The organism is Rouxiella silvae (genome assembly GCF_002093625.1).
In the GTDB taxonomy this organism is placed as follows: domain Bacteria; phylum Pseudomonadota; class Gammaproteobacteria; order Enterobacterales; family Enterobacteriaceae; genus Rouxiella; species Rouxiella silvae.
In genome coordinates this window covers 1-23,496 of record NZ_MRWD01000022.1, presented here as the reverse complement: position 1 = coordinate 23,496, position 23,496 = coordinate 1, and the positions used below count along the sequence as shown (strand labels likewise).

General features: G+C 49.6%; 18 protein-coding genes, 1 tRNA gene and 5 pseudogenes. 12 read left to right on the top strand and 12 right to left on the bottom strand.

The window, feature by feature from the left end; all coding sequences use genetic code 11:
- The first annotated feature begins 267 nt into the window (after positions 1–267).
- Together lptF and lptG are read left to right on the top strand one after the other, a co-directional pair.
- Positions 268–1,362, top strand: coding sequence for an LPS export ABC transporter permease LptF (lptF, locus tag BS639_RS10715; RefSeq protein WP_084983080.1), 1,095 nt, complete (start codon positions 268–270; stop codon positions 1,360–1,362).
- Entirely contained in the window at positions 1,362–2,432 is a 1,071-nt protein-coding gene (lptG, locus tag BS639_RS10710; RefSeq protein ID WP_055774593.1) for an LPS export ABC transporter permease LptG, read from the top strand. The genes lptF and lptG overlap by 1 nt, the downstream gene beginning before the upstream one ends.
- Before the next feature lie 72 nt (positions 2,433–2,504).
- Here lptG and ampH read toward each other — a convergent pair whose 3' ends face one another.
- A complete protein-coding gene (ampH, locus tag BS639_RS10705) occupies positions 2,505–3,653 on the bottom strand; it encodes a D-alanyl-D-alanine-carboxypeptidase/endopeptidase AmpH (RefSeq protein ID WP_055774596.1) in 1,149 nt (382 codons plus the stop codon).
- A 567-nt stretch (positions 3,654–4,220) separates the two neighbouring features.
- Between ampH and BS639_RS10700 the strand changes: the two genes are divergently transcribed.
- The 7 genes and pseudogenes from BS639_RS10700 to BS639_RS10665 all read left to right on the top strand — a co-directional run bounded on the left by BS639_RS10700 (position 4,221) and on the right by BS639_RS10665 (position 10,699).
- Positions 4,221–5,360, top strand: a complete 1,140-nt coding sequence (locus BS639_RS10700) for a porin (protein WP_055774600.1) — start codon at positions 4,221–4,223, stop codon at positions 5,358–5,360.
- 241 nt (positions 5,361–5,601) lie between these two features.
- Positions 5,602–5,686, top strand: a tRNA-Leu gene (locus BS639_RS10695).
- Positions 5,687–5,884: 198 nt separating this feature from the next.
- The gene (locus BS639_RS10690; RefSeq protein ID WP_084983079.1) at positions 5,885–7,144 is read left to right on the top strand and encodes a tyrosine-type recombinase/integrase; all 1,260 of its coding nucleotides are present in this window, start codon (positions 5,885–5,887) and stop codon (positions 7,142–7,144) included.
- A 122-nt stretch (positions 7,145–7,266) separates the two neighbouring features.
- Positions 7,267–8,154: pseudogene (locus BS639_RS10685) on the top strand (transposase); the annotation flags it as partial.
- A 116-nt stretch (positions 8,155–8,270) separates the two neighbouring features.
- On the top strand, positions 8,271–9,086 hold the full coding sequence (locus tag BS639_RS10680) for an AraC family transcriptional regulator (RefSeq protein ID WP_084983078.1): 816 nt from the start codon (positions 8,271–8,273) through the stop codon (positions 9,084–9,086).
- Between the two features lie 78 nt (positions 9,087–9,164).
- Positions 9,165–9,527, top strand: a complete 363-nt coding sequence (locus BS639_RS10675) for a cupin domain-containing protein (RefSeq protein ID WP_084983077.1) — start codon at positions 9,165–9,167, stop codon at positions 9,525–9,527.
- A gap of 404 nt (positions 9,528–9,931) precedes the next feature.
- Positions 9,932–10,699 carry an AraC family transcriptional regulator gene (locus BS639_RS10665; protein WP_084983076.1) on the top strand — a complete coding sequence of 256 codons (768 nt, stop codon included), beginning with the start codon at positions 9,932–9,934 and terminating at the stop codon, positions 10,697–10,699.
- 3 nt (positions 10,700–10,702) lie between these two features.
- On the opposite strand, the gene BS639_RS10660 is transcribed toward BS639_RS10665, so the two are convergent.
- From BS639_RS10660 to BS639_RS10650, 3 genes are read right to left on the bottom strand one after another with little or no spacing between them, the layout of a single operon-like run.
- Positions 10,703–12,289, bottom strand: a complete 1,587-nt coding sequence (locus tag BS639_RS10660; RefSeq protein ID WP_084983075.1) for a DHA2 family efflux MFS transporter permease subunit — start codon at positions 12,287–12,289, stop codon at positions 10,703–10,705.
- Positions 12,282–13,400: an HlyD family secretion protein gene (locus BS639_RS10655; RefSeq protein ID WP_084983074.1), complete on the bottom strand. Its 1,119-nt coding sequence runs from the start codon at positions 13,398–13,400 to the stop codon at positions 12,282–12,284. The genes BS639_RS10660 and BS639_RS10655 overlap by 8 nt, the downstream gene beginning before the upstream one ends.
- Before the next feature lie 2 nt (positions 13,401–13,402).
- Positions 13,403–14,887, bottom strand: a complete 1,485-nt coding sequence (locus BS639_RS10650) for an efflux transporter outer membrane subunit (protein ID WP_084983073.1) — start codon at positions 14,885–14,887, stop codon at positions 13,403–13,405.
- Between the two features lie 300 nt (positions 14,888–15,187).
- Here BS639_RS10650 and BS639_RS10645 point away from each other — a divergent pair.
- A pseudogene (locus tag BS639_RS10645) lies at positions 15,188–15,376 on the top strand (IS630 family transposase); the annotation flags it as partial.
- 399 nt (positions 15,377–15,775) lie between these two features.
- Here the strand turns inward: BS639_RS10645 and BS639_RS10635 are convergent.
- The 6 genes and pseudogenes from BS639_RS10635 to BS639_RS10610 all read right to left on the bottom strand — a co-directional run.
- Positions 15,776–16,648 carry a restriction endonuclease gene (locus BS639_RS10635; protein ID WP_051918080.1) on the bottom strand — a complete coding sequence of 291 codons (873 nt, stop codon included), beginning with the start codon at positions 16,646–16,648 and terminating at the stop codon, positions 15,776–15,778.
- A 184-nt stretch (positions 16,649–16,832) separates the two neighbouring features.
- A complete protein-coding gene (locus BS639_RS10630; RefSeq protein WP_040118333.1) occupies positions 16,833–17,078 on the bottom strand; it encodes a hypothetical protein in 246 nt (81 codons plus the stop codon).
- An 82-nt stretch (positions 17,079–17,160) separates the two neighbouring features.
- Complete coding sequence (locus tag BS639_RS10625; RefSeq protein ID WP_040118334.1) at positions 17,161–17,814, bottom strand: division plane positioning ATPase MipZ; 654 nt, start codon at positions 17,812–17,814, stop codon at positions 17,161–17,163.
- A gap of 397 nt (positions 17,815–18,211) precedes the next feature.
- A complete protein-coding gene (locus tag BS639_RS10620; RefSeq protein WP_040118335.1) occupies positions 18,212–18,496 on the bottom strand; it encodes a type II toxin-antitoxin system RelE/ParE family toxin in 285 nt (94 codons plus the stop codon).
- Positions 18,489–18,731, bottom strand: coding sequence for a type II toxin-antitoxin system ParD family antitoxin (locus tag BS639_RS10615; protein ID WP_008815935.1), 243 nt, complete (start codon positions 18,729–18,731; stop codon positions 18,489–18,491). Before BS639_RS10615 ends, BS639_RS10620 begins: the two co-directional genes overlap by 8 nt.
- A 499-nt stretch (positions 18,732–19,230) precedes the next feature.
- Positions 19,231–19,911 (bottom strand): annotated as a pseudogene (locus tag BS639_RS10610) (Tn3 family transposase); the annotation flags it as partial.
- 205 nt (positions 19,912–20,116) lie between these two features.
- On the opposite strand from BS639_RS10610, the gene BS639_RS10605 reads away from it, so the two are divergent.
- Both BS639_RS10605 and BS639_RS10600 read left to right on the top strand, forming a co-directional pair.
- Positions 20,117–21,742, top strand: a complete 1,626-nt coding sequence (locus BS639_RS10605; protein WP_084983071.1) for an ABC-F family ATP-binding cassette domain-containing protein — start codon at positions 20,117–20,119, stop codon at positions 21,740–21,742.
- A 119-nt stretch (positions 21,743–21,861) separates the two neighbouring features.
- A pseudogene (locus BS639_RS10600) lies at positions 21,862–22,173 on the top strand (Tn3 family transposase); the annotation flags it as partial.
- A gap of 16 nt (positions 22,174–22,189) precedes the next feature.
- Here BS639_RS10600 and BS639_RS10595 read toward each other — a convergent pair.
- Together BS639_RS10595 and BS639_RS10590 are read right to left on the bottom strand one after the other, a co-directional pair.
- A pseudogene (locus tag BS639_RS10595) lies at positions 22,190–22,429 on the bottom strand (ArdC-like ssDNA-binding domain-containing protein); the annotation flags it as partial.
- A gap of 490 nt (positions 22,430–22,919) precedes the next feature.
- On the bottom strand, positions 22,920–23,471 hold the full coding sequence (locus BS639_RS10590) for a GNAT family N-acetyltransferase (protein WP_084983069.1): 552 nt from the start codon (positions 23,469–23,471) through the stop codon (positions 22,920–22,922).
- Positions 23,472–23,496: the final 25 nt, after the last annotated feature.

Here is a 23,496-nt window from a genome sequence, read left to right as displayed (position 1 = left end):
AATCTTAAAGACAAAGGCGGGGGGTACGGATAGAATAGCGCTTCCGTTACACTCTCCCGTCATTGATATAATGACCTGTGTTAACCTATACGGCGTAGAAATTTTATTTTGGCGGCTATAAGCATCTTCCTATAGGTCACCTAATTTTACGGTGTTGTAATACTATTTTAGCTGTGAAGGTTGCCATATGATGAGAAAAAATGACGGATTAGCGATGAAACTATCGATTTTCCTGCAAAAAGACAAGTTTTCACAGGCGTATTCAGCGTGATCATCATTAGATATCTGGTTAGGGAAACCTTCAAGAGCCAAATTGCGATCCTGTTTATTCTGCTGCTCATCTTCTTTTGTCAGAAGCTGGTCAGGATACTGGGTGCGGCAGTCGATGGCGATATCCCGACAAATTTAGTCATTCAGCTGCTTGGGTTAGGTATACCCGAGATGGCTCAACTCATCCTGCCGCTGAGTCTTTTCTTAGGTCTGTTGATGACTTTAGGCAAGCTCTATACTGACAGTGAAATCACTGTTATGCACGCCTGCGGGCTCGGTAAAAGGTCATTAATCGTTGCTGCCATGCTTTTGGCGCTGTTTACCTCTGTTTTTGCGGGTATCAACTCATTTTGGGCGGGGCCTTGGTCCTCAAAACACCAAGATGAAGTGATGGCTGAAGCGAAAGCCAATCCGAGCATGGCGGCGATGGTAGCCGGGCAGTTTACGCCTTCACAGGACGGCAATTCGGTGCTGTTTGTGGGCAATGTGCGCGGTAAAGAGTTCCATAACGTGTTTCTGGCGCAGCTGCGGCCAAACGGCAATCAGCGTCCTTCCGTGGTGGTGGCGGCTAAAGGCCACATGGACCAGCGCCCAGACGGCTCTCAGCAGGTCACGCTTGATACCGGCACGCGCTACGAAGGCACCGCGCTGTTGCGTGACTTCCGCATTACAGACTTTACTGACTATTTGGCGGTTATCGGTCATCGAACGGTTGAACTAGACAGCAGCGACGCCGAGCAAATGAGCATGACCTCGCTGTGGCATTCCACCGCTAAAGAGGCGCGCGCCGAGTTCCATTGGCGTCTGACGCTGGTGGTTTCAGTCTTTATTATGGCGCTGATGGTGGTACCGCTCTCGGTGGTGAATCCGCGTCAGGGCCGCGTGTTAAGTATGTTGCCGGCCATTTTCCTCTATTTGATTTTCTTCCTGTTGCAGAGCTCGCTGAGGTCCAACGCAGAGAAAGGAAAACTGGACCCGATGATCTGGATGTGGGTAGCCAATCTAGCCTACCTCGCGCTGGCAGTGGTGCTCAATGTATGGGATACCCTTCCGGTCCGCAGGATACGTGCACGTTTTAGAGGAGCGGCCTGATGTTTGGCGTTTTAGACCGATATATCGGACGCACTATCTTCAACACCATCATGATGACGTTATTCATGCTGGTTTCCCTCTCAGGGATTATCAAGTTTGTCGATCAGCTGCGTAAAGTGGGTCAGGGCAGCTATTCGGCACTTGATGCCGGACTGTATACGCTGCTCAGTGTGCCAAAAGATATCGAGATTTTCTTCCCGATGGCCGCGCTGCTTGGTGCGCTATTGGGGCTGGGTACGTTGGCAACACGCAGTGAACTGGTGGTAATGCAGGCCTCAGGTTTCACCCGCATGCAGGTGGCAACCTCAGTAATGAAAACGGCTATTCCGCTGGTGCTGCTGACGATGGCAATTGGCGAATGGGTGTCTCCCCAGGGTGAACAGATGGCGCGCAATTACCGTGCGCAGCAGATGTTTGGCGGCTCGCTTCTTTCCACGCAAAATGGCCTGTGGGCGAAAGACGGCCACGATTTTATCTTTATCGAGCACGTCACCGGCGATAACGAAATCAGCGGCGTGAATATTTATCATTTCGATGATAAAAACAAACTGCTGTCGGTTCGCTACGCCACCTCTGCCCAGTATGAGAACGGCGGCTGGCAATTATCGCAGGTTGATGAATCCGTGTTAGGCAGCCCAACGCAGATAACTGGTTCACAGACTTTAAGCGGTGAATGGAAGACCAATCTGACGCCTGACAAGCTTGGCGTAGTGGCTCTCGACCCTGACTCACTCTCAATTAGCGGCCTGTATAACTACGTTAAATACCTTAAGCAGAGTGGACAGGAAGCCAAGCGCTACCAGTTGAACATGTGGCGTAAAATATTTGCTCCGTTGTCGGTTGCGGTGATGATGCTGATGGCGCTGTCGTTTATTTTTGGCCCGCTGCGCAGCGTGCCGATGGGCGTGAGGGTGGTGACCGGTATTTGCTTCGGGTTCTTATTCTACGTGCTTGACCAGATTTTCGGTCCGCTAAGCCTGGTTTATAATATTCCACCGCTGCTGGGCGCCGTGTTACCGAGCGGCCTGTTCATGGTGATCAGTATTTACCTGTTGTTAAAACGCAGTTAGACAGGCGTAGTCGCAATAAAAAAGCAGCTCATTGAGCTGCTTTTTTACTTTTTGCGTTCCAAAATCGTGCCGCTATATTTCGTTATTACGCACTAAATCCGCGACCAAATCGTTTACGCCGTCGCTCATATTTTTAAACTTGGTTAACTCTGACCGTGTCACCACGATAAAGACGCCCACGCCGCGCTGTGGGACCATCGCCATATAAGTGATAAATCCGCCCCCGCCGCCGGTTTTCTGAATAATCCTTGGCCACAGTGGAGACGGTGCCATGGTGACCCACCCCATGCCCAGCTCGTAAGCCTGACCGGGAACGTCCATGCCTTTTAACGACACCAGATCGGTACGGCGGAAATACATCTTCTGCGCCAATGCTGCGGTCGCGTTTTGCTGTCCGGAGGCTGTAGGCAGGAACTGCTTCATCCAGCGTCCCATATCGGCAGGCGTTGAGTAAACGCCGCCACTGCCGGCCGCCGCCGTGGTATTTATGCAAGGACTCGGGCGCAGGCCTTCCATCAGACGCGCACACTGTGACTGAGTCGGCGTATAGGTAGTATCCACCATGCCGTTGGGCTGGGTAATCAACTCACGGAACAGCTGCGGATAGGGCTTACGGGACGCATTCGACAATGCATCGGAAAGCAGATCAAAGCCTAGATTGGAGTAAGACGCATAGGCACTCGGCGGAACAGTCATTTTCGCCGTTTGCAGCCAGTTCCAACGCTCGGTGCGATTCGGCCAGGTAAACACGGCACGATGCGCTGCGCCACCCGGCTGTTCGCGAGGTAGACCGCTGGTATGAGTCGCCAGATTCAACAGCGTGATGGGCGTGGTGGGACTGTAATAGGGAACAAAGGCGTTGGCTGGCGCATATTTTCGCAGCGGATCGGTGATTTTAACCGTACCCTGCTGCGCCAGCTTAACCAGCACTTCACTGGTCATTAGCTTGGTCAGCGAGGCGATCCGAATCAGCGAGTCTTCGCGTGGACGAATGCCAGAATCCGGTTTAATTTCACCAAAACTGCGAAAAACCTGCTGATTGTTATCGACGACGACGATGGCCATGCCCATCGCGGCGCTGCCGTAAAAGATATGTTCTGCGTGGTCATCAACCACCTGAGCAGCAAGACGTTGAGTCTGTGCCTGACTCAGCATTGGCATGCTGGCAAAGGCTATGGCTAACAGTGAAAAGGATAATTTTTTCAACGAACGCGTATCCATTCTAAAAGCAGTTAAGGGTAAGAGTAAATTTATCTTAATGTCATACGCGAAGAACCGCATGAGGAAATCGCGGCTTGAGCAAAAATTTACAGTTGCGGCGTCGATTATCGTCTCAAAACGGCGTCCTTCTGGCCATTAATGACACCACGACACAGTGGATGAACGTTATTCATACAGCCACTGTGTTTGTCAGTTAATTATTAGCCGCGTTTATGACGATCAATTATTGGCTAATTATTGAGGTGCAAGAGTAGGGGGTGAATTGATTTACAGAAATGCCCTGCTTAACTTTGTAATTAATTATGTCGACCGTGAACTTATTTGCCTGACCGAATTGACGGCTCTTAAAACAAATTGCTTTTATTTCGCACAATAAAATATTTTCGGTTGCTGATAATTACAGTTTTAAATCAATTCGATTAAAAAACAATCTGATAATTCGACTTAAAATGCCTCTGTCGTCACATTAAATGCTTTTCCCCCTATCACGGCTATGTTAAATATTTATGCGTGGTGCAACACCATATTTCACTAAATAACAAAAATAATATTGTTGGAGACAGGGTAATGCGTAATTTAAAAGCGCCAATCATCGTTGGCGGCGTTATTTTATCGGTGCTTTCAGCCAGTGCTCAGGCTGAAATAACCGTTTTAGAAAAGAATAAGCAAAGTGATTCCTTACTTGCACCATTAAGTTTGCAGGTTGGCGGCAGTATTCGTCCTGAGTGGATTTTTGAAAATACCAAAAATAAAACGCACGGCGATTCCAGCGGTCATGACGGCGGCACCCGTTTCCGCTTCAGCGGCAATTATGCCCTGAGCGATCACACCTCCGTAGTGGGTTACTACGAGCTGGGTGTGAATATGTATCACCTGCTCGATATTAAATCTGGCTATGACCAAGGCACTAACCGTGACAAAAAACGTCAGCTTTATTACGGCGTGCAGGACGACCGTTACGGTAAATTGACCTACGGACAACAGTTCGGCCTTTATTATTCCGTTGTTGGAATTAAAAGCGACATGTGGGACAACGATGCTCACGCAGCAGGCGAAGGCGTAGGTGTTTCCGGCGATTATGACGGCAGTAACCGTCCTAAAAACAGTATCAAATACGAAAATACCTTTGGTCCGGTTAAATTAACAGCCAACTATTTGTTGCCGGAAACCGAAACTGCCGTATCCGACGAACTGCATTATCGTCGTTCAGGCGGCGGTGGGGTAGGTATTGATTATGCGATTACCAAAGAGCTGACCTGGAGTACGGCATATAGCGTTACGAATGCGTACATAAAAGACAGCGACAATAATCAAAAGCAATACCACCAACAGCTTTCCGGTACCGCGTTGACCTGGCAACCGGGCAACTGGTATTTGGTCACCACTGGCAGCTACTATGATAATTTCGTGCCGAGCCATCATGATGCTATTAATCAGGATAACTTCTTTGCAGGCGCTGGCTACGGCGTAGAAGGATTTGCCGGTTATACCTTTACTATCGATAAGCCTTTCCTGAAATCTATCCAACCTTATGTTGCTGCAGATTCCCTGAAGCTTAAAGGTAACGAGAACTATGAAGCTAACCATGTGTATCTGGGTTCAGCCGTCACCATCGGCCACGGCTTGTCTGTTTACGTAGAACGTACTCTGGCTAATGCACCAAATGAATCCGATTCTACTTGGGTGACCGTTTTCTACGATTTCTAATCGCCACTGTAGACGTATAGAGTGAGTAAAAGACACAGGCCAGAGCAGCGATGCACTGGCTTTTTACCCTCTTAATGGCGCAATAATTTCCCGTAAAAGACCGCTATTTTGTCGAAATATCAATCACACAGTCGATTTGTGCCGATTTTTTCAGCACTTAGCATCAGAATACAGGGATAAGTATTGCGTGGGTGGACGGGAGAGGTATAATGCACCCGTTTTCCGCATACTACTTAGCAGTGCCGAAGTGGCGAAATCGGTAGACGCAGTTGATTCAAAATCAACCGCCGCAAGGCGTGCCGGTTCGATTCCGGCCTTCGGCACCATTAGTATGTAAATAGACCTCAACTGAGGTCTTTTTTATGCCTAAAATCCAGCCCCCGCAAGGCTTTGCCCCGCTTTTCAGTCAACCGACGTCAATCTGAGTTACCCCACATCAACATGCTTGTGAGTATAGAACCGAGTATATATGCTGGTTCGATAATGCTTATATACTCACGGCAGCATATGGAAGGATTACCATCATGGCCCTGACTGATACCAAGGTGCGCTCGGCAAAACCTGAAGCAAAGGAATACTCGCTCGTCGATGGTGACGGCATGTTTTTGCTGATACACCCTAACGGCTCCAAATACTGGCGTTTCCGCTTTCGCTTTGGCGGCAAGCAACACCTGATGGCCTTTGGCGTTTACCCAGAGACATCTCTGGCTGCTGCCAGACATAAAAGAGAAGCTGCCAGAAAATTGGTGGCGGCAGGCATTGACCCCCGCGAACAAAAACGTGCAGCAAAAGAAGAGTTGGCTAAAGAAGTCTTCACCTTCGAAGTGGTTGCCAGAGAATGGCATGCGACTAATAAGAAGTGGTCAAAAGATCATAGCTCTCGTGTTTTGAAAACACTGGAAGACTTTCTTTTCCCTGCCATCGGTAAACACAACATCACTGAACTTAAGACACGAGATTTACTGGCACCTATCAAAGCCGTGGAGAAGTCTGGACGTCTTGAGGTGGCTTCGCGTCTGCAACAGCGCACAACAGCAATCATGCGCTATGCCGTACAAAGCGGCTTGACCGACTACAACCCCGCCCAGGAAATGGCCGGAGCTGTTGCTACAGCAAAACGACAACATCGCCCCGCCTTAGAACTTAGCCGTACTTCTGAGCTACTTCACCGTATCGATACCTACACCGGCAGACCGCTCACTCGTTTAGCAATAGAGATGACGCTGCTGGTATTTATCCGTTCAAGTGAACTGCGTTTCGCCCGTTGGGCAGAAATAGACTTCGAGACATCAATGTGGACGATACCTGCAGACCGCGAACCATTGGAAGGCGTTAAGCACTCTCACCGTGGGTCAAAAATGCGAACGCCGCACCTGGTACCCTTATCTCGGCAGGCGCTTGTAGTCCTTGAGAAAATAAAACGGCTAAATGGTAATCGCGATCTAATTTTCGTTGGCGATCATGACCCAGGTAAACCGATGAGTGAAAACACGGTTAACAATGCACTCCGGGTGATGGGCTATGACACGAAAGTTGAAGTCTGTGGTCACGGTTTTAGAACAATGGCATGTAGTTCTTTAATCGAGTCAGGGATGTGGTCTAAGGATGCAGTAGAACGACAGATGAGCCATCAGGAACGTAACTCTGTGCGTGCGTCTTACATTCATAAGGCGGAGCATTTGGATGAGCGCAGGCTAATGCTGCAGTGGTGGGCTGATTTTCTGGATGCAAATCGAGAGAAAGGGGTTAGTCCGTTTGATTTTGAAAAACTAACGGCCGGTTAAAATTATTATAATTGAGCAGGTTGTTAGGGGCGCCTGCTTCCTGCTTGCGAGCCCTGATTTGGCTGTGAAATCTCGTTGTATAACGATGCTCAAGATGTAAAGGCCCTCATGAGTTTTATGGATATCCCCAAAAGATAAAAGCCATAGAACCCGACAATGCGGATATTCGATTACTTCAACAGCTAGTTGAACAGCGTCGACTGCTGGTCGAAGACAAACGCCGCTTTGTGAACCGGCTCATCAATACGCTAAAGCAGTATTATCCTCCGCCTCTGGAATGGTTCTCACATCGGGGCAGTTTACTTTTGTGTGAACTGATTATACGCTGGCCCACTCTGCAACAACTGAAACGTGCCAGACGCGACACGATCCGTAACTTTCTGAATGCTAAAGGTGGCCGCGCAACAGCCCTTACTGAGCAACGAGTTGCGAGTATTGATAACGCGATCCCGTTGACTTCAGACCCAAGTGTTATAGAGGCTAATGCCTTGATGGCAACAGTACTGACGACACAAATTAAAGTCGCGAGTGAAATCAGCAAAACCTATGACGAACGAATCGAAACGCTGTTTGACACATTACCAGATGCGGGGCTATTCAAATCACTTCCGGGCATGGGACCGTGTATGGGCCCACGGATGCTTGCTGCACCTGGTGATAACCGTGGCCGGTTTAACAGCGCTGAAGAAATTCAAAACTACGCAGGTATAGCACCGGTGACTGAACGAGGTGGCCAGAAATCCTGGGTACATTGGTGTTGGCAGTGTGCAAAGTTCGTCCGGCAGACATTCGTGGAATGGACTACGAAGACGGTTAACTCATCATACTGGGCCAAACTGTATTATCAGAGCCTCAGAGAGAAGGGTAAATCTCACCAGTCTGCGATCCGGGCACTGGCATTCAAATGGATCCGGATAATTTATTGCTGCTGGAAGACCAGAACCCGCTACGACGAAGCGAAATATTTGCTGGCTCTCGAGGCGCGACACTCGTCCTTACTGAAGTCATAGAAAGCTTGTCGAATGTCTCAGGGCGTGAAGCGGTCGAACAACCAGAGCAACCATACAAACGAAAATTCATGAGTTTATAGCTGCGATTCACCATCAACTAGAGTCGGATTTCATAAATGGCGAGAGCAAAAGTCAAAAAAGACTGGGTAAAAATTGCACCACCTTCTGCCAAAATTGAACGTATCGAAGCATATTTTAGCGGCCATGGTTATGAACCTCATCGTCATGACACCTATGCTATCGGCAGGACATTATCAGGAGTGCAAAGCTTTAATTATCGCGGCAGTAAACAACATAGTTTACCCGGACACACCATGGTTTTACATCCAGATGAAATTCACGATGGAGAAGCCGGAACGCTGGAGGGGTTCCAATATCGGATGATTTATATCGAGCCAGCATTAATTCAGAAAATACTGGGCGGTAGACCTTTACCTTTCATTGTCGGCGGGATCACAACCGATCCACGGCTTTTTTCTGCCACAGAACCCTTATTAACAGCGGTAGATGAATCTTTCGAATTGTTGGAAGAAGATGATGCGCTCTATGATTTAGCCCAAACTCTGGCCACTGTTGGAGGACAACATTTTCACAAACGTACATTCGATTATAAGGCGGCAGAAATAGCGCGCCAATATATACACTCCGCATTTAGCCAAAATATAACGCTGGAGGAGTTATCTATGATTAGTGGTAGAGATCGCTGGAGTTTAAGCCGAGATTTTCGTGCACTTTTCGGCACCAGTCCCTATAGATATGTCACCATGCGCCGCCTGGAATACTGCAGACGCCGGATGGTGACGGGCCTATCTCTTGCAGACGTCGCTATTGAATCCGGATTTTCAGATCAAAGTCATATGACACGCCAATTTATCAAAACATTGGGGATTTCACCGGGGCGGTGGCTGAAAATTGTCAATAAAGGCAGTTAATGAGTTGCACAATCATTCAAGACTGTCTCAGCCTTAATGCTTTACATTGTGCTCTTCTTAACCGTAAGGAGAGTAAAAATGTATTGCCCTATTAATCTGGAAAATAAATTTTCTCAGTTCGATGAGCACTGGCAACCTAAAGTCATCGCTGAGATGAACAATTACCAATTCAAAATTGTCAAAATACAAGGGGATTTCGTCTGGCACTCACATCCAGAAACCGATGAAGCATTTATAGTTGTAGATGGGGTTTTACGTATCGATTTTCGTGATGGGCATGTGCTGATTAAGTCTGGGGAGATATATGTAGTTCCTAAAGGTATTGAGCATAAAACTTCTGCTGAGTCGGAAGCAAAACTGATGATGATAGAACCTCGTGGTGTACTGAATACCGGACATGAAGGCGGCGAACGAACCGCGGAGAATGATATTTGGATCTAACGAATTAATATAGTTATTTTGTCTTATGTCATCTAAAACCAGCAGTTAAATGCTGGTTTTATTTTAATTATAAACAATTTAGTGACAAATCAAGTTGATTAACTATTAACGGATGGTTTTAATTACTTCTCAAAGAAAATCTAAACCATCCCGGTATTGGGAGGAGATCAATTTTCGTCGCCGGGCGCTTCCGGTGTCCCTCATCGTTGCACATCAGGGCAATCTGTCGCGTCGGGTGCGCGTATTCATGAAGTGGATGGAAGAGATACTGAAGCCTTACCTGGCATAGGAAGACGAACACTTTGTCCGGATCCGGACATAAAAATGTTGAATCACTCGCTGCCCTCAAGGACAGACAATGTTTAAATATAAGCACGATTCCAGGGGCTCGAATAAGGTGTGCAATGGTTGAATTAGTGTCAGAACACGAAAACACCCCCACAGCAACACCAGTTACTGGCGTTGCTGTCGATTATCCCAGCGGTCATATGATCCCTGCGCATAGTCATCAGCGTTCGCAGCTGGTTTATGCGGTGGAAGGGGTGTTGGTCATTGAAACGGATGTAGGCCGTTGGGTTGTCCCGCCTAGCCGGGGCGTGTGGCTGATAGCGGGCGTCAGCCACACCGTGCGTATGCGCGGTGTGGCGCGAATGCGCAGTATTTTCGTCAATCAGGATGCTATTCCCGGATTACCTGACGTTGACTGCGTGATCGAGATTTCACCTCTGCTGCGTGAGTTGATCCTTGCCGCGACCAAAGTCACGGGCCATTACGACCTTGAAAGCCGCGATGGCCGTTTGATGCGTTTTATCCTCGATGAGCTATGTTCTTTACCGGTGTTGCCTTTCAATCTTCCCTGGCCAACGGATGCGCGCATATTGCGTGTCTGCCAGACATTGTCCGACGATCCCGCCAATAGCCGCGCCGCCGATGACTGGGCCGCAGATTTAGCGATGAGCGCCAAGACATTTCATCGTCAGTTTCAGCGGCAAACCGGCATCACGTTCGGGCGCTGGCGGCAGCAGGCACGCCTGCTTTTGTCACTCGAAAGCCTGGCTCAAGGCATGCCGATTGTGCAGGTGGCTCTGCAGCACGGTTACGAAAGCCAAAGCGCTTTTGCCGCTGCCTTTAAACGCCAGTTTGGATTGCGGCCTTCTGAGTTTTATCGCTAACAATCAGGTTTTGCGCAAAAAGAACCCAGCCAGCACGCAGGTCAGCATTGCCAGGCCGGCAATGTAAAAAGCATCACTGTAGGCCAGCAGCAGGGCGTCACGACGCACGATCTGATCAATCAATCCCAAAGCTTGCTGGCGTAATCTTGCCGCCCCCGCGCTATACAGAGCGGTGGCGTGATCGAGATGAACGTGTGTGAGCATGTTGACTGTCTCGACCAGCCGTTCCTGCGTTGCCTGAGCAAAAGAGGTAACCGATTCGCCAATGCGCTGCGCATGCAGTTTTTCACGCTCAACCACGATCTGGCTGGAAAGGGCGATACCGATGGCTCCGCCTATGTTGCGCACCATCGAAAAAAGCCCTGATGCCGAGCCTACCTGATCCTTTTCCAGGCCCTGAATAGCCATCACTCCCAATGCCACCACCACTAACGATTGCCCGATGCCGCGCACGATCAACGAAGGAACAATCACGTTATAAGCCGCATCGGGATTGAGGTGAATGTTCATCAGGCAACCGAGGCCGGTAATCAAGAATCCGGCCACGATCGCGGTGCGGGCGCTGGTCCAGCGCATCAGTCGAGGCGTAGCGAACGACATGATAAATTGAATAATGCCGTAAGGGATCATCATTGCCCCGATCTGGCTGGCGTTGTAACCGTGCACTTCGGCGAAATAGTTAGGCACCAGAAACACCACGCCAAACACCACTGCGCCAAAGCAAAACTGCATCAGACTGGCGAGGCCGAAATTATAGCGGCCCAGCAAGCGCAAATTAATAAACGGCGTCTTGCTCTTAAGCTCCGCGTAAATAAAACCGGCAATGCCCAACACGGCCAGCAAGGTGCAATTGACGATAAAGGACGAAGCAAACCAGTCCTCTCGTCCGCCTTCCTCCAGCATGATTTGCAGAGAGGAAAGACCCATCGCCATGGTGATAATTCCCCACCAGTCACCCTGTTTGAGTTTCTCAAGCCTCATGGGCTGCGGTTTGACCGACCAGCCAATGGCGGCCAGCAGCACTATCCCAGGAGGGACTTGCAGATAAAATATCCAGCGCCATGAGTAGGCATCGGTTAACCAACCGCCCAGTGAAGGGCCTGCCGCCTGCGCAACATTGTTAGCTACCGCAAACAGCGCCATGCCGAGAGAATGCTTGTGAGAGGGCAATTCGCCGACGATTAGCTGAAACGACAAGGGGATCAGCACGCCGCCAAATGCGCCCTGCAGCGCACGGGCGAGGATCATGGTCTGAATATTGGGGGCCAGCGAGCAGGCCATGGAGAAGAGCACAAATCCAGAGGTTCCGACCATCAGCACGCGGCGCATGGAAAATATCGAGACTAACCAACCGGTTATCGGGATGATGATGATCTCGGCCACCAGATAGGCGGTGGTGATCCAGGATCCTTCTTCAAAGGTGGCCCCCAGCGAACCCCGCACGTCGGGTAACGAGGCGTTGGTGACATGTACATTCATGCCAGCCATAAAACAGCCGACGACGCTGCCCAATACGGCCACCCAGGTGCGTAACGAGATCTTGTCTGTGTTGGGCATGACCGTGGTCTGGGTCGAGATACGGCTACTCATGGCGGGTGTCCACCGTCACCATCACCGACATTCCAGGGCGGACCTGTTCAACCCTTGGCTGGCCGGCATCAAGGCGAATTCGCACCGGCATTCGCTGGACGATTTTGGTAAAGTTTCCGGTGGCGTTATCCGGGGGAAGCAGCGCAAATTGTGCTCCGGACGCAGGGGAAAAGCTTTCGATCCTGCCCTTGAAAACCTGTCCATCAAACGCATCTACCCGTACCTCGGTAGGTTGGCCAACCCGCATTGGGTCAATTTGCGTTTCCTTAAAGTTGGCAATCACGTAAGTATTGCCGGGAACCACGGCAAGCAGTGGCGAACCCGTCTCGACATATTGGCCGGCCCGCAAAGCATGCTGACCCACAGTACCGTCGATCGGACTGACAATCCGGGTGCTCGCCAGATTAATGCGTGCGATCGCCAGCATGGCCTGTGCTTGTGTCTGCATGGCTTTCGCCTTGTCCCGTTCTGCCTCGGTAGCCTGTTGGCTGCTGGCGAGAACGGACAGCGCCTGTTGTTGGCCGGCGAGTCGCGCCTGGGCTTGCGCCAGCTGTGCGGCGGTTTTACGGGCATCCGCGTCAGCCGATTCTACCTGTTGGGCGCTGCTGATGTTTTGGCGCACCAGGCGATGCTGGCGCTGGTCCTCCAATGCCGAGCGATTTGATTCTGCGACGGCGGCGCGGACGGCCGCTTGAGCTTCTGCAATCAGGCTGGTTTGCTGCTTCTGGCGAGCGGCCAGGTTGGCGATACGCGCCTGTTTCACGTCATTTTCGGCAACCGCCGCCGCGACTGCGGCCTCGGCCAGATCAACCTTGGCCTGATAATCGCGGGAGTCGATTAGGGCCAGTACCTGACCGGCTTTTACCTGTTGATTGTCCCGAACCTCCACGGCGACCAGATAGCCGTTGATGCGGGGGGCCAGCGTGACAATGTCGGCGCGTGCATAGGCGTCATCGGTCTCGATCATCCAGCGGCCCGTGGTCCACCAGTAAATTCCCCAGGCCAACACCAACAGGGTGACCAACAGGATGCCGGCCAGAGTTCGGGGCCGTGGTTTTGCGCGTCGGGCAGCAAAAACCGGCGTTTTAGCAGGCGAAGTATTTTCGGTCATTATTATGATTCTCTTTTAAAAACAGGAAGAAATAACATGCTGGAAGCGGTTTTAGACCGCTGAGGTACCGGGATAACCACAGAGGGAGCCTGCTGCCACCCGCCACCCAGGGCTTTAAATAACGTCACCTGCGCCTCAATCACCCGCGCGTTTGCGCGCGCCAACTCACTCTGAACGGCGACGTCGCTACGTTGGTTATCGAGATAGTCGAGGGCGGTTGCCGCGCCGTCCTGATAGGCAAGCGTCGATAGTTTCAGCGCTTGTCGACTGTTTTCGGCAGCCTGCTGAAGGAGTTTTTGCTGCTGCAGGGCCGAGTCATAGCTTGTCAGGCTCACCTGTAGCTCTTTCAGCGCAGCCAAAATCGTGCCGTCAAAATGCGCGAGTGCCGCACTTTCCTTGGCACCAGCCTGCGCGATGCGTGCGCGGGCCTGCGTAACGTTAGGGAAGGACCATGAGATCAGCGGTCCGATGCTCCAGACCGTGGTGCCGCTGTTACCCCAATCTTCAGGCTGGTGAGCGGAGCTGAGCATATTGGCTCCCAGCGAAATACGCGGATAGAGATCGGTGGTCGCTACGCGAATATTGGCCGTTGCGGCGGCAAGCTGTTGTTGTGCCTCGCGCACATCGGGGCGACGGCGTAACAGGGCTAAACCGTCGTTGTCAGGCAAGCCGCGATACGCCAGCGTTGGTGGTTTCAGGCAGGCAAGTGCCTGTTCCGGGGGATTGGCAGGCAGGCGGCCCATTAACACCGCGAGTTCAGCCAATACGTGCTGACGTTTGGCTTTCAACACCGGCAGGTCGGCTCGAGTTTGGTAAACCAAACCTTGAGCACGAACCACATCCAGCGCGACGCCGGCCCCGGATTGATACAGCGCTTCGGTAATCTGCTGCCCTTGCTCAACCTGCGCCAAAGCCCGTTGAGCAATACCGATCCGTTGACCGTAGCTGCAGGCGCTGAGCCAGGCCCGGGTCGTTTCAGCGGCAACCCACACGCGCACGCCGTCTTCTTCGGCCTGAGCAGACTCCGTGCCTGCCTGTGCCGCGCTGGACTGTGAACGCAGGCGGCCAAACAGATCGAGTTCCCATTGCAGATCGATCCCGGCGCTATAGCGGCTGCCGGTGCGGATATTGTCGCTTTGACCTAATGCTGCCTCGATGTGATCGTCGAGCGAACTGCCATATCCACCTTTGGCAGAGAAACTTGTGCTGGGCAATTTTTGCGCATCGGTTTCACGTAGAAGCGCACGGACTGCGAGAAGGTTGGCTGCTGCGACACGAAGATCGCGATTATTGCGCAACGCTTCCCCGACGGCATGATTTAACGCAGGATCCTGATACAAAGCCCACCACTGATCAGGTGTGGGGGAATTGTCAGACAGGGTTGATTTTATGGGTAAAGTCGTGAGGGGAGGCTGATCTGGCCCCACCGCGCAGCCGGCAGATAACAACGGAATTAAGGCAATGGTTAGCCTTCTGATTATTAACATGTGTCACACTCTTAATGAGAATGCGACTAGATTACCCATTGTTACGTTGTCTTTATGTCGAGGTATTGACTTCCGTTATCGCAAAATGGTCATTTTCAACGTAAACAAATCAGCAATATGTTTAACGATGATTTTTGGTCGTCGCCCGTCCCTGGCGTAAATACTGCTTCAGAGCTAACAAGCCGGACAGGCTGCCATGTACAGCAATCGAAGCACGGGTAGTCATTTCGCTTTAGACGGACTGGAGCCGGTGGCAACAAAAGAGAGCTTAAAGGCGCAGTGATTTTTGACACTAACATCAGGGTAATTTATCAGTCAGTTTACTCACCCTGGGTGAACCACGTTGAGCGGTTATGGCAGGCGCTGCATGACACGATAACCCGTAATCATCAATGCCGTTCAATGTGGCAACTACTGAAGAAGGTACGGCATTTTATGGAAACCGCCAGCCCATTCCCCGGAGGGAAACATGGTCTGGCAAAAGTGTAGCGGTATTAGGATCAGCTATTTAGCTATAAGCGTCGATGATAACGGTCCGGCAGAGCTAAACAGCTTTGACCAGCTCAATAACTCACACAGAATTCTATTTGGAATGTCCGCTCCTCGCTCAAAGCTGCCTGTCAACATGGTCAAGCTCTACCACAGCTCAGAGGTACAAAAAATCACCTTAACGTACAATAATTTTCGATATCCAAACTGACCCCTAGTAGCAGTTAGAACCAACACCCCGAAAGGTCTAACCAAAAAAAATGAGGTGCCTTATTTGGCGATTTTATAATCACACCTGATAAATTTCAGTGATGGTGGCCAAATGTCGTCAAATCGCAGCTCCGCTCCCACTGGGCCATATTAACTTTCATCATTAGCTCATCTGATTAATGACCGTTATTATTTGTTGATATTCGGGTAAATTTCGTCAATCTTGACGTATAAGTTGCCCGTTTCGGCTGCTCGTCGTATTTTTTCTTCCATCAACATTCTGAAACTGATGTTGTTTTTTAGCATAAGAACAAGATCATAACCGCTGACACAGATAACTTTCTTTCCCCTTCCCCAGGCATCTAAGCCGCTGCGGGTAAACCCTGCCCAACTGATGAATACACCACGAGCCCATGAGATTTTCTGATCCAGTTTTCCATGAAATGCATGGAGATCGGCATTTCCTGTTTTCGCGCTATGCCATTTTGCTTCGACCAGATAGGTATCGTTATTGAGTAGAAAACTGCCGTCTATCTGTTCGCCCTTCAGCCGGAATGCGCCTTTAGGGGATAAATAGAACGCGGCAAACAGTTCGTTAAGCCATAACTCAAAGCTATGTCCGCGTTGGTGAGGTTGTTGGTTATGGAGGGCTTCCAGACCTTTGAGGAAATAATCATTATCGATGCCTGTGGGGACGATTAATGCAGGTGCAATACCTGATGCCGTCTGACTGTCTGCCCCCTGAATTTTGGCAACAAAACTGCCATAGACAGCATCATCCTGTGCGGTGATAATCCCGTCAGGAATGGATTTCCGGTATTCCCATAGTCGGGTGACAACTCTCAGAACGGTTTCCCTGTCTGCTTGTTTTATCAGGCTGCGCAATCTCTTAAGTTTGGAGTCACCATCCTTTCGGTAGATGTCATTGTCTATATCGATAGAAAGCTCAGATTCGAAAAACTCACGCATTGTTTTGTTGGAGAAATCTAATACGTACCCTGCATTTATTTTGTCTTCAAAAAGCTGGTTAAAATTTTTCAGATCTAGCGGTGTAAATTTCATTCTCTATTACCTGAGGTTGTGCCCTGCCAGTATGTGGGATGCTTTCAGAGCTTCTCGTTACAGGACTGTATCTAAACGACGAGCATCATAATAGATTCCTGACATAGTTCCTATGGGAATCCATTAGAAATCCATAAGGTATCTTATATAACTCCTAAGTGTTCCTTTTGGATGCTGTGATTGATTAGATCGCCCCGTCTCGTTCCAGCTTTTCGCGTAGCGCTTCCATGATGTAATTAGAAAAATCCAGGTTAGTTTTGTTTGTATCTCTTAGCTTCTTGTGTGCAGCAAAAAACGTTTCAGGGATAGCTTTTAATGTTTTGGTGCGAACGGCGCGAGTAGTTGCTTCTGGTTGCTGCTCCGCTACCTGCAAAAGTGCGTCATTGCCGACAGTGGATGCTACATCAAAAAGGGATTTTTTATTTTTCATGGGGATCTCACAGATATGTTATGTAGTTATAAAGGAAACCTGTTGGGTTTACATTGGATTTCCTTTGGGTTTCTATTGTACATCATTTACCGTTTTCGACTAGTTCCCGTAATTCTTTGACGAGCGCGACAACTTCTTTCCCGGCTGCCGAAGCGCGACCATGCTTGATTTCAGTTATCCCCATCCCCTGCCGTAAAGATTGAGTAAACCCATACCGTCCACGGCGATATGAAAGGCGACTATTCAGCAACGACATGTGTTTCACCTTTTTCAGGGTATCTTCCATGTCCGGGAAATGTTTCTGGTTTGGCTCTGTTTTGCAGAACATGATTTTTGCGTTCAGCTCCACATTCATTTGCTTGCTGATTTCTGCCAGCACCTTGTCGAACTTCGCCAGACCAATTTGTTCCGTGACCGTATCATTAGCCGGGACGATCACCACGTCTGCTACTGCCACCGCGACACGATTAATATCAGCGTCGAAACCGCCGCAGTCGATGACCACCGTTTTACCTTGGTCATCCAGTTCCCGAAGGACGGATATCAACTTTTCTTTATTGTTGATAGCCAGGACATTCCATTTCTTGTCATCGGGTCTTAGCTGGTTGATGACGCTGACCCCTTCATGGATATCTAGGTCAATTGTGATATCAGGTTTTAGCTCACCAACGATATGTACTGTAGATGTAGTTTTACCGGCACCACCCTTATGATGAGATATTGCATATATTGGCATTTCCTTCCTCCTGTAAGTAAACCTTAACGGTATACTATATGCATCCTAAAGGGATTTAAAGTATTTCTTTAGGAAATCCTTGGGATTTCCTTTGAGTATCCTGAACAACGTGACGAAAACCCTGTTTTAGTTAGGCAGTTTCATCTAGGTTTAGGTCTGCCAGATGTCGCATTTTGCAGCTTCGCTCACACTGGGGGAGATTGTGAAATAAACAACATTTTTTAATGATGCTTCAGCAATGAGTATCGGAATCTCATTATATAGTTTTGATATATATATAATTTCACTGAGAAGGTGGAACTTATGGGGCAATGGGCGCGGAACCCCGATCTGGTGCATAAATTTTTTATGTGCCAGATCGGGGTTGGCCAAGCAAAGCGCGGCAGCGTGTTTAGATTTACAGTAAATGGCGTTTATGGTTCATCTGTTGGTGCAAAATACGCGCAATCAAAATATCCGTATCACGAACCGTATAAAAAATGGCATGTCGCTGAAATTCAATGCGCATCACACCAGGAACGGCATGGTAATCACGTCCCATATCTGGCATTCCGGCCAGTGTCTCGAAAAATGCCTCAAGTGCGTCGGTATAATGGTCTGCCTGAGCTTCACCAAATTTCAAGAGCGTATAGTCATAAATCCCGGCGAAGTCGTCTGCTGCCCGTTCAGTGAGTTTATACACGATGTCTCAGCTTTCTTTGTGCTGCAATATCCCGCAGTGATAGCGAGCTTTCACCACTTTCCAGCCCGGCAATGACAGCCTGGCGAACAACTTCATCATTTGTTTCCTGTTGCTCCAGCAATCGAAGAGCAGAGCGCATAACTTCACTCGCAGAGCCGTAACGGCCACTGTCTATTAATCGACTGATAAACGAATCGAGTTGTTCGCCAATCGTAACGCTTGTTGTTCTGGCCATAACGCCCCCTGTGTTAACTATCAACACAATGATAGGAATACTTGCTCCTGGTGTCAACGAATACACCCAAACGGATTTCGCCCCCTTCCTGCCAGACTGGTTTTTTAGCTTACTTTTAGCGATGAAGTAGGTAAGGGCGAAAAGCGCCTTTTCGCTGCATTGCGTCTCGTTGACTCCATGCCTCCGGCTAAGGCCGGAGGTGCTACTTAAAGTCTTTTGGGGAGCATAGCGACCATGCCGAACCGGCGCGGCCGTCTGGCCGCTGCAAGGGCGGTCATTATCGGTTTTCCCCGTTATCCACAGAACTTATCCAGCGAATAAGTAGATCTTTAATGAAGTTAAGTAGGTCGAAGACCTGATTGTTTTGCAGCTAACTATTGGTTGATTGCAGATAGTCCCATTTACCTATTTGCGGGGTCTGAAGCCCAACCGTACGAAAACGTACGCTAAGTACGTTTTTTAACCAGGGTGGCGTTTTTTATTCTCATGGCAAAGGCGACTATAAAGGCCATTCATCGCTCTCTTCCGCTTGCTTAAGTGGCCTTAGCTGTCCTTTTGTTACCTGTTCCGCAAGCGTAAATGTATAGTGCCCCAGCATATTGATATGCGCATGCCGCAGTGGCGAAAGCCGGACTTCATCTTCTTCATTAATGACTTCGCCATCATCACGCAAATGTGCCAGTGCGGCCTGCATATAAATGGTATTCCAGAGCACGACGGCATTAGTCACCAGCCCCAGAGCGCCCAGTTGCTCCTCCTGCCCATCCTGATAGCGCTTTCTGATCTCGCCTTTCTGCCCGTGACAAATTGCTCTGGCGGCAGCATGTCTGCTTTCTCCCCGGTTAAGCTGGGTCAGGATCCGACGTCGGTAATCCTCATCATCAATATAATTCAGCAGGTACAGTGTCTTATTTATTTTCCCAGCTTCGATAATTGCCTGTGTTAATCCTGAAGGGCGATCACTGCTCAGCAACGAACGAATCAAAACTGACGCCCGAATTGTCCCCAGCGTCAGGGAACCGGCCATGCGCATCATGTCATCCCAGTGTTGCTCTATCTTCCGGGCATTCGCAGCATTGCGGGCGATATCATTCAGCACGCCATAATCTGCATCTTTATCCACACGCCAAAATACAGAGGCTCCTGCATCAGCCAGACGGGGAGAAAACTGATAGCCGACCTGTTAATCAGACCTCTTCCCGTTAACGCCGCAACGGCAAGATGTTATTTGACAATCAAAATCCTGCAATTTTATAATCAGCCGGCTTTCGCATCTCATTAAAGGTATTCGTCCAATGCGCAATTAATGCCCACCGTCCCCCTTGACGGCTTTCATGCAGCTTCTTTCGGAAGTTGTTCTGGTGCATTAATTTCAGGGTTATCGCATGACGAATTCTATTCTAACGCTAGAACGCGTTTCTTTTGTATTGCCTGACGGCAAGCCGCTTTTCTCAGAACTCACTGAACAATTTGACCAGCGCCACACTGGACTAGTGGGGAGCAATGGTGTGGGCAAGAGCCTGTTGGCTAAGATGATGGCTGGTCTGGTTACACCGACTTCCGGCCAGTGCCGTTGCTCTGGCCGCGTCAGGTATCTGGCACAGCATCTCTTACCCCAGCACTACTATAACGTTGCAATGCTGGCAGGAGTCGACACCCAGCTAGCTGCGCTAAAGCGCATTGAAGCAGGAAGCGCCGACCCGATTGATTTTGAACTTGTCGGTGAGGGTTGGGACATTCGCCAACGCCTGCAAACACAGCTTGAGTTTGCGGGATTGGGCTACCTTTCGCCAGAATCAGCGGTCAATCGACTGAGCGGCGGGGAAGTGATGCGAGTGGCACTGACCGGCGCGACGTTATCGGATGCCGATTTTCTTATTCTTGATGAACCTACCAACCATCTGGATGCTGCCAGCCGATTAGCGTTGATGCAGCAACTGCAACAATGGTCCCGTGGCCTGCTGGTCATCAGCCATGACCGAAGGCTATTGCAGCAGATGGAACGGACAGTCGAATTATCGTCGCTCGGTTTACGCAGTTACGGCGGCAACTATGGTTTTTATCAGCAGATGAAAGCGCAGGAGACGGCCGCCGTTGCGCAAAATCTTGATCGCCTCAAAACCGAGCGCAAGCGAGAAAAGCACGCTTTGCGAGACCAGCTTGAACGGCTCGAAAAGCGTCAGTCTCGTGGTAATCGTCAGAGCAAAGAGGCAAATCAGGCAAAGATTTTGTTGGGCCGTCAAAAAAACCGTAGCGAGGCCTCAACGGGCAAGCAAGTAAAACAACAGGCCCAAACGCGGATGCAGCTCAACCAGCAGGTGCAGCAGGCAGCTAAGCAAATTGAGGCCTCAACACCTATCGTCATGCATTTAACCTCCTCATTCAGGGCATTACCGCAGAATGTGGCCAAACTTACCGATGCCGTTTTACCCTTTGTTCCTGTGCCTTTCTGCCAGATAACGCTGACCATTAACGGCGGCCAACGGATCGGTGTTATCGGTTCAAACGGGTGTGGAAAATCGACATTGTTAAAAGCGTTAGCGGGTCTGTTGCCGCTAGCGTCCGGTCACCGTGAGGTCTGGGCTAAAACAGCTTATCTTGACCAGCAGCTTTCCATTCTGGACCGACAAAGAACGGTTCTTGAGCAACTTCTGGCGGTGAACTCTCAGATGGGGGAATCCCAACTGCGTATGCAACTTGCCCAGCTTGGGCTGGATGCAACTCGGGTGTCATTACCCTGTGGCGAACTCAGCGGCGGGGAACAACTTAAGGCCGCGCTGGCAACGATAATTTATGCCGACGCACCCGCCAGCTTTTTGCTGCTCGATGAACCGAGTAATCATCTGGATATTCCGTCCCTGCATACGCTGGAATCTTTTCTCAATCAGTATCAGGGAACCTTGATAGTGGTGTCACACGATGAGGTGTTTCTCAGCCAAATTGAGTTAACACATTGGCTGGTTGCGGGGAAGAAGGGTTGGGAGTTCTCTTCTAATCAACATTTTGTATGACCTTAATACCCATACGATTTCAAAAGAAAGTCGCTATAGGTAGCGATGGTTTCACAGTCAGTTTTGCTTAAAAAACGTACTTGGCGTACGTTTTCGTACGGTTGGGCTTCAGACCCCTGCACCGGCTGGGTGAAATCAGGGACAGAAAACCGGAAAATCAGAGCTATCGTGCCAGTGGACTGACGCTGCTGACGGCTGCTATCTCGCTGTGGAATACCGTCTATATGGAAAGAGCGGTCGATGCCCTGAAGCGTAAAGGGGAGAAGATCAACGAGCAACTGCTGTCGCATTTGTCCCCGCTAGGCTGGGAACACATTAATCTGACAGGCGATTATATATGGAAAAGCAACCGGATACCGGCTTCCGGTAAGTTTCGTCGGCTAAGGCCAGCTAAAATCGAAAGGTCAAAAAATAGCCTTAACGTACAATAATTTTCGATATCCAAACTGACCCCAAGTTTGACGGAATACCTGAAACAGCTCCGTTAGGCTTCCACGGACACACCCACGGTTTAACACCCATTTCTAACGCTTCGATGATGCTGTCAGTCACCACCTGGTAAACATCTGGTTTGGTCTTCCCCTTAGACAATTTCGTTTTTGAGGAGCCTGACTGCTCCAGCGGGGATACGCTGGTCGCCGGTGGGGTATTAGGGGCGCTTGTTTGGGTATGCAGGTTCATAGTCATGGTTGTTTCTCCGTCAGTGTGAATTTCGTCTTCGTATCGCCTGACGGTTCGGCCTCCCCGGAGTCTTTCTGGCCAGCAAGGGCGCGAAGCGGCTATGCATTACCTTGCTGACCAGGTTGTGGCGGGGAACGATTACCGGAAGCTGATATGAAGAAGAAAGGCTCACAGGAGAAAATGACGGCGAGCATACCCGGGCTTAGCGCCCCTTATGCAGCAGTGGTGAAATGCTGTTGTGTCAGCTAGGGAAGCTTTGATGAGGTGAGACATCTACGACAAAGTTCACGAGCAGTAACGCTTCGCGGAGAATACTGATGACCTGTTGGTCGGAAAAACGCTTATTATGGAGATATCTTCATGTGGCTTATGAAGACATTACTAACATCCAGATGTACGCATCAACGGGGAGCAGATCACTCCCTAATCTGACAGACACCTGTAGAAATAACCGGTAACTGTCAGATCAGGTCTGAGCTAATACACACAAGGGTTGTTAGAGTTTTGCATGCCTGGAACTCCATTCTTCCCTGGTGATCTCCCATAATTCAGAGTCTAAGAATCCTGACACATATTCTTTCTTCTCTTGACGAATGAGGCGCATCCCACTTTTAATCGACATCTTACGGGAAGCCTCGTTACTGACTGCTTTTGGAGCATGGAGAACATTTCTTTGCAGGGTATTGAACCAATATTCTGTTATAACTTCACAAGCTTCAGACATCAATCCTTGACGGTGCCATAAAGGTGAAAGCCAAAAACCTCGATTATTTAAATGTGCATCTGACAATGAGATCATACCAATAATATCATTAGGACTTTTTTTAACCCGCAAAGTCCAGAACCAGGCACTACCAGCAGAGACTGCAGGTAAAGCTACTTTATCTACATAAAAGGCTGCCCCATCTGTTGGATAAGGCCAGGGGAAACTTGCAGCAAGAAATTGAACAATCTCCCATTGGGGCAATATCTGCTGGATTTGTATGGCATCTTCAGATCTCAACGGGTTTAGTAACAGTCGCTCAGTCTCAAACATCGGATAAAGCATGTTAGATCCTTACAAAATGAAATAT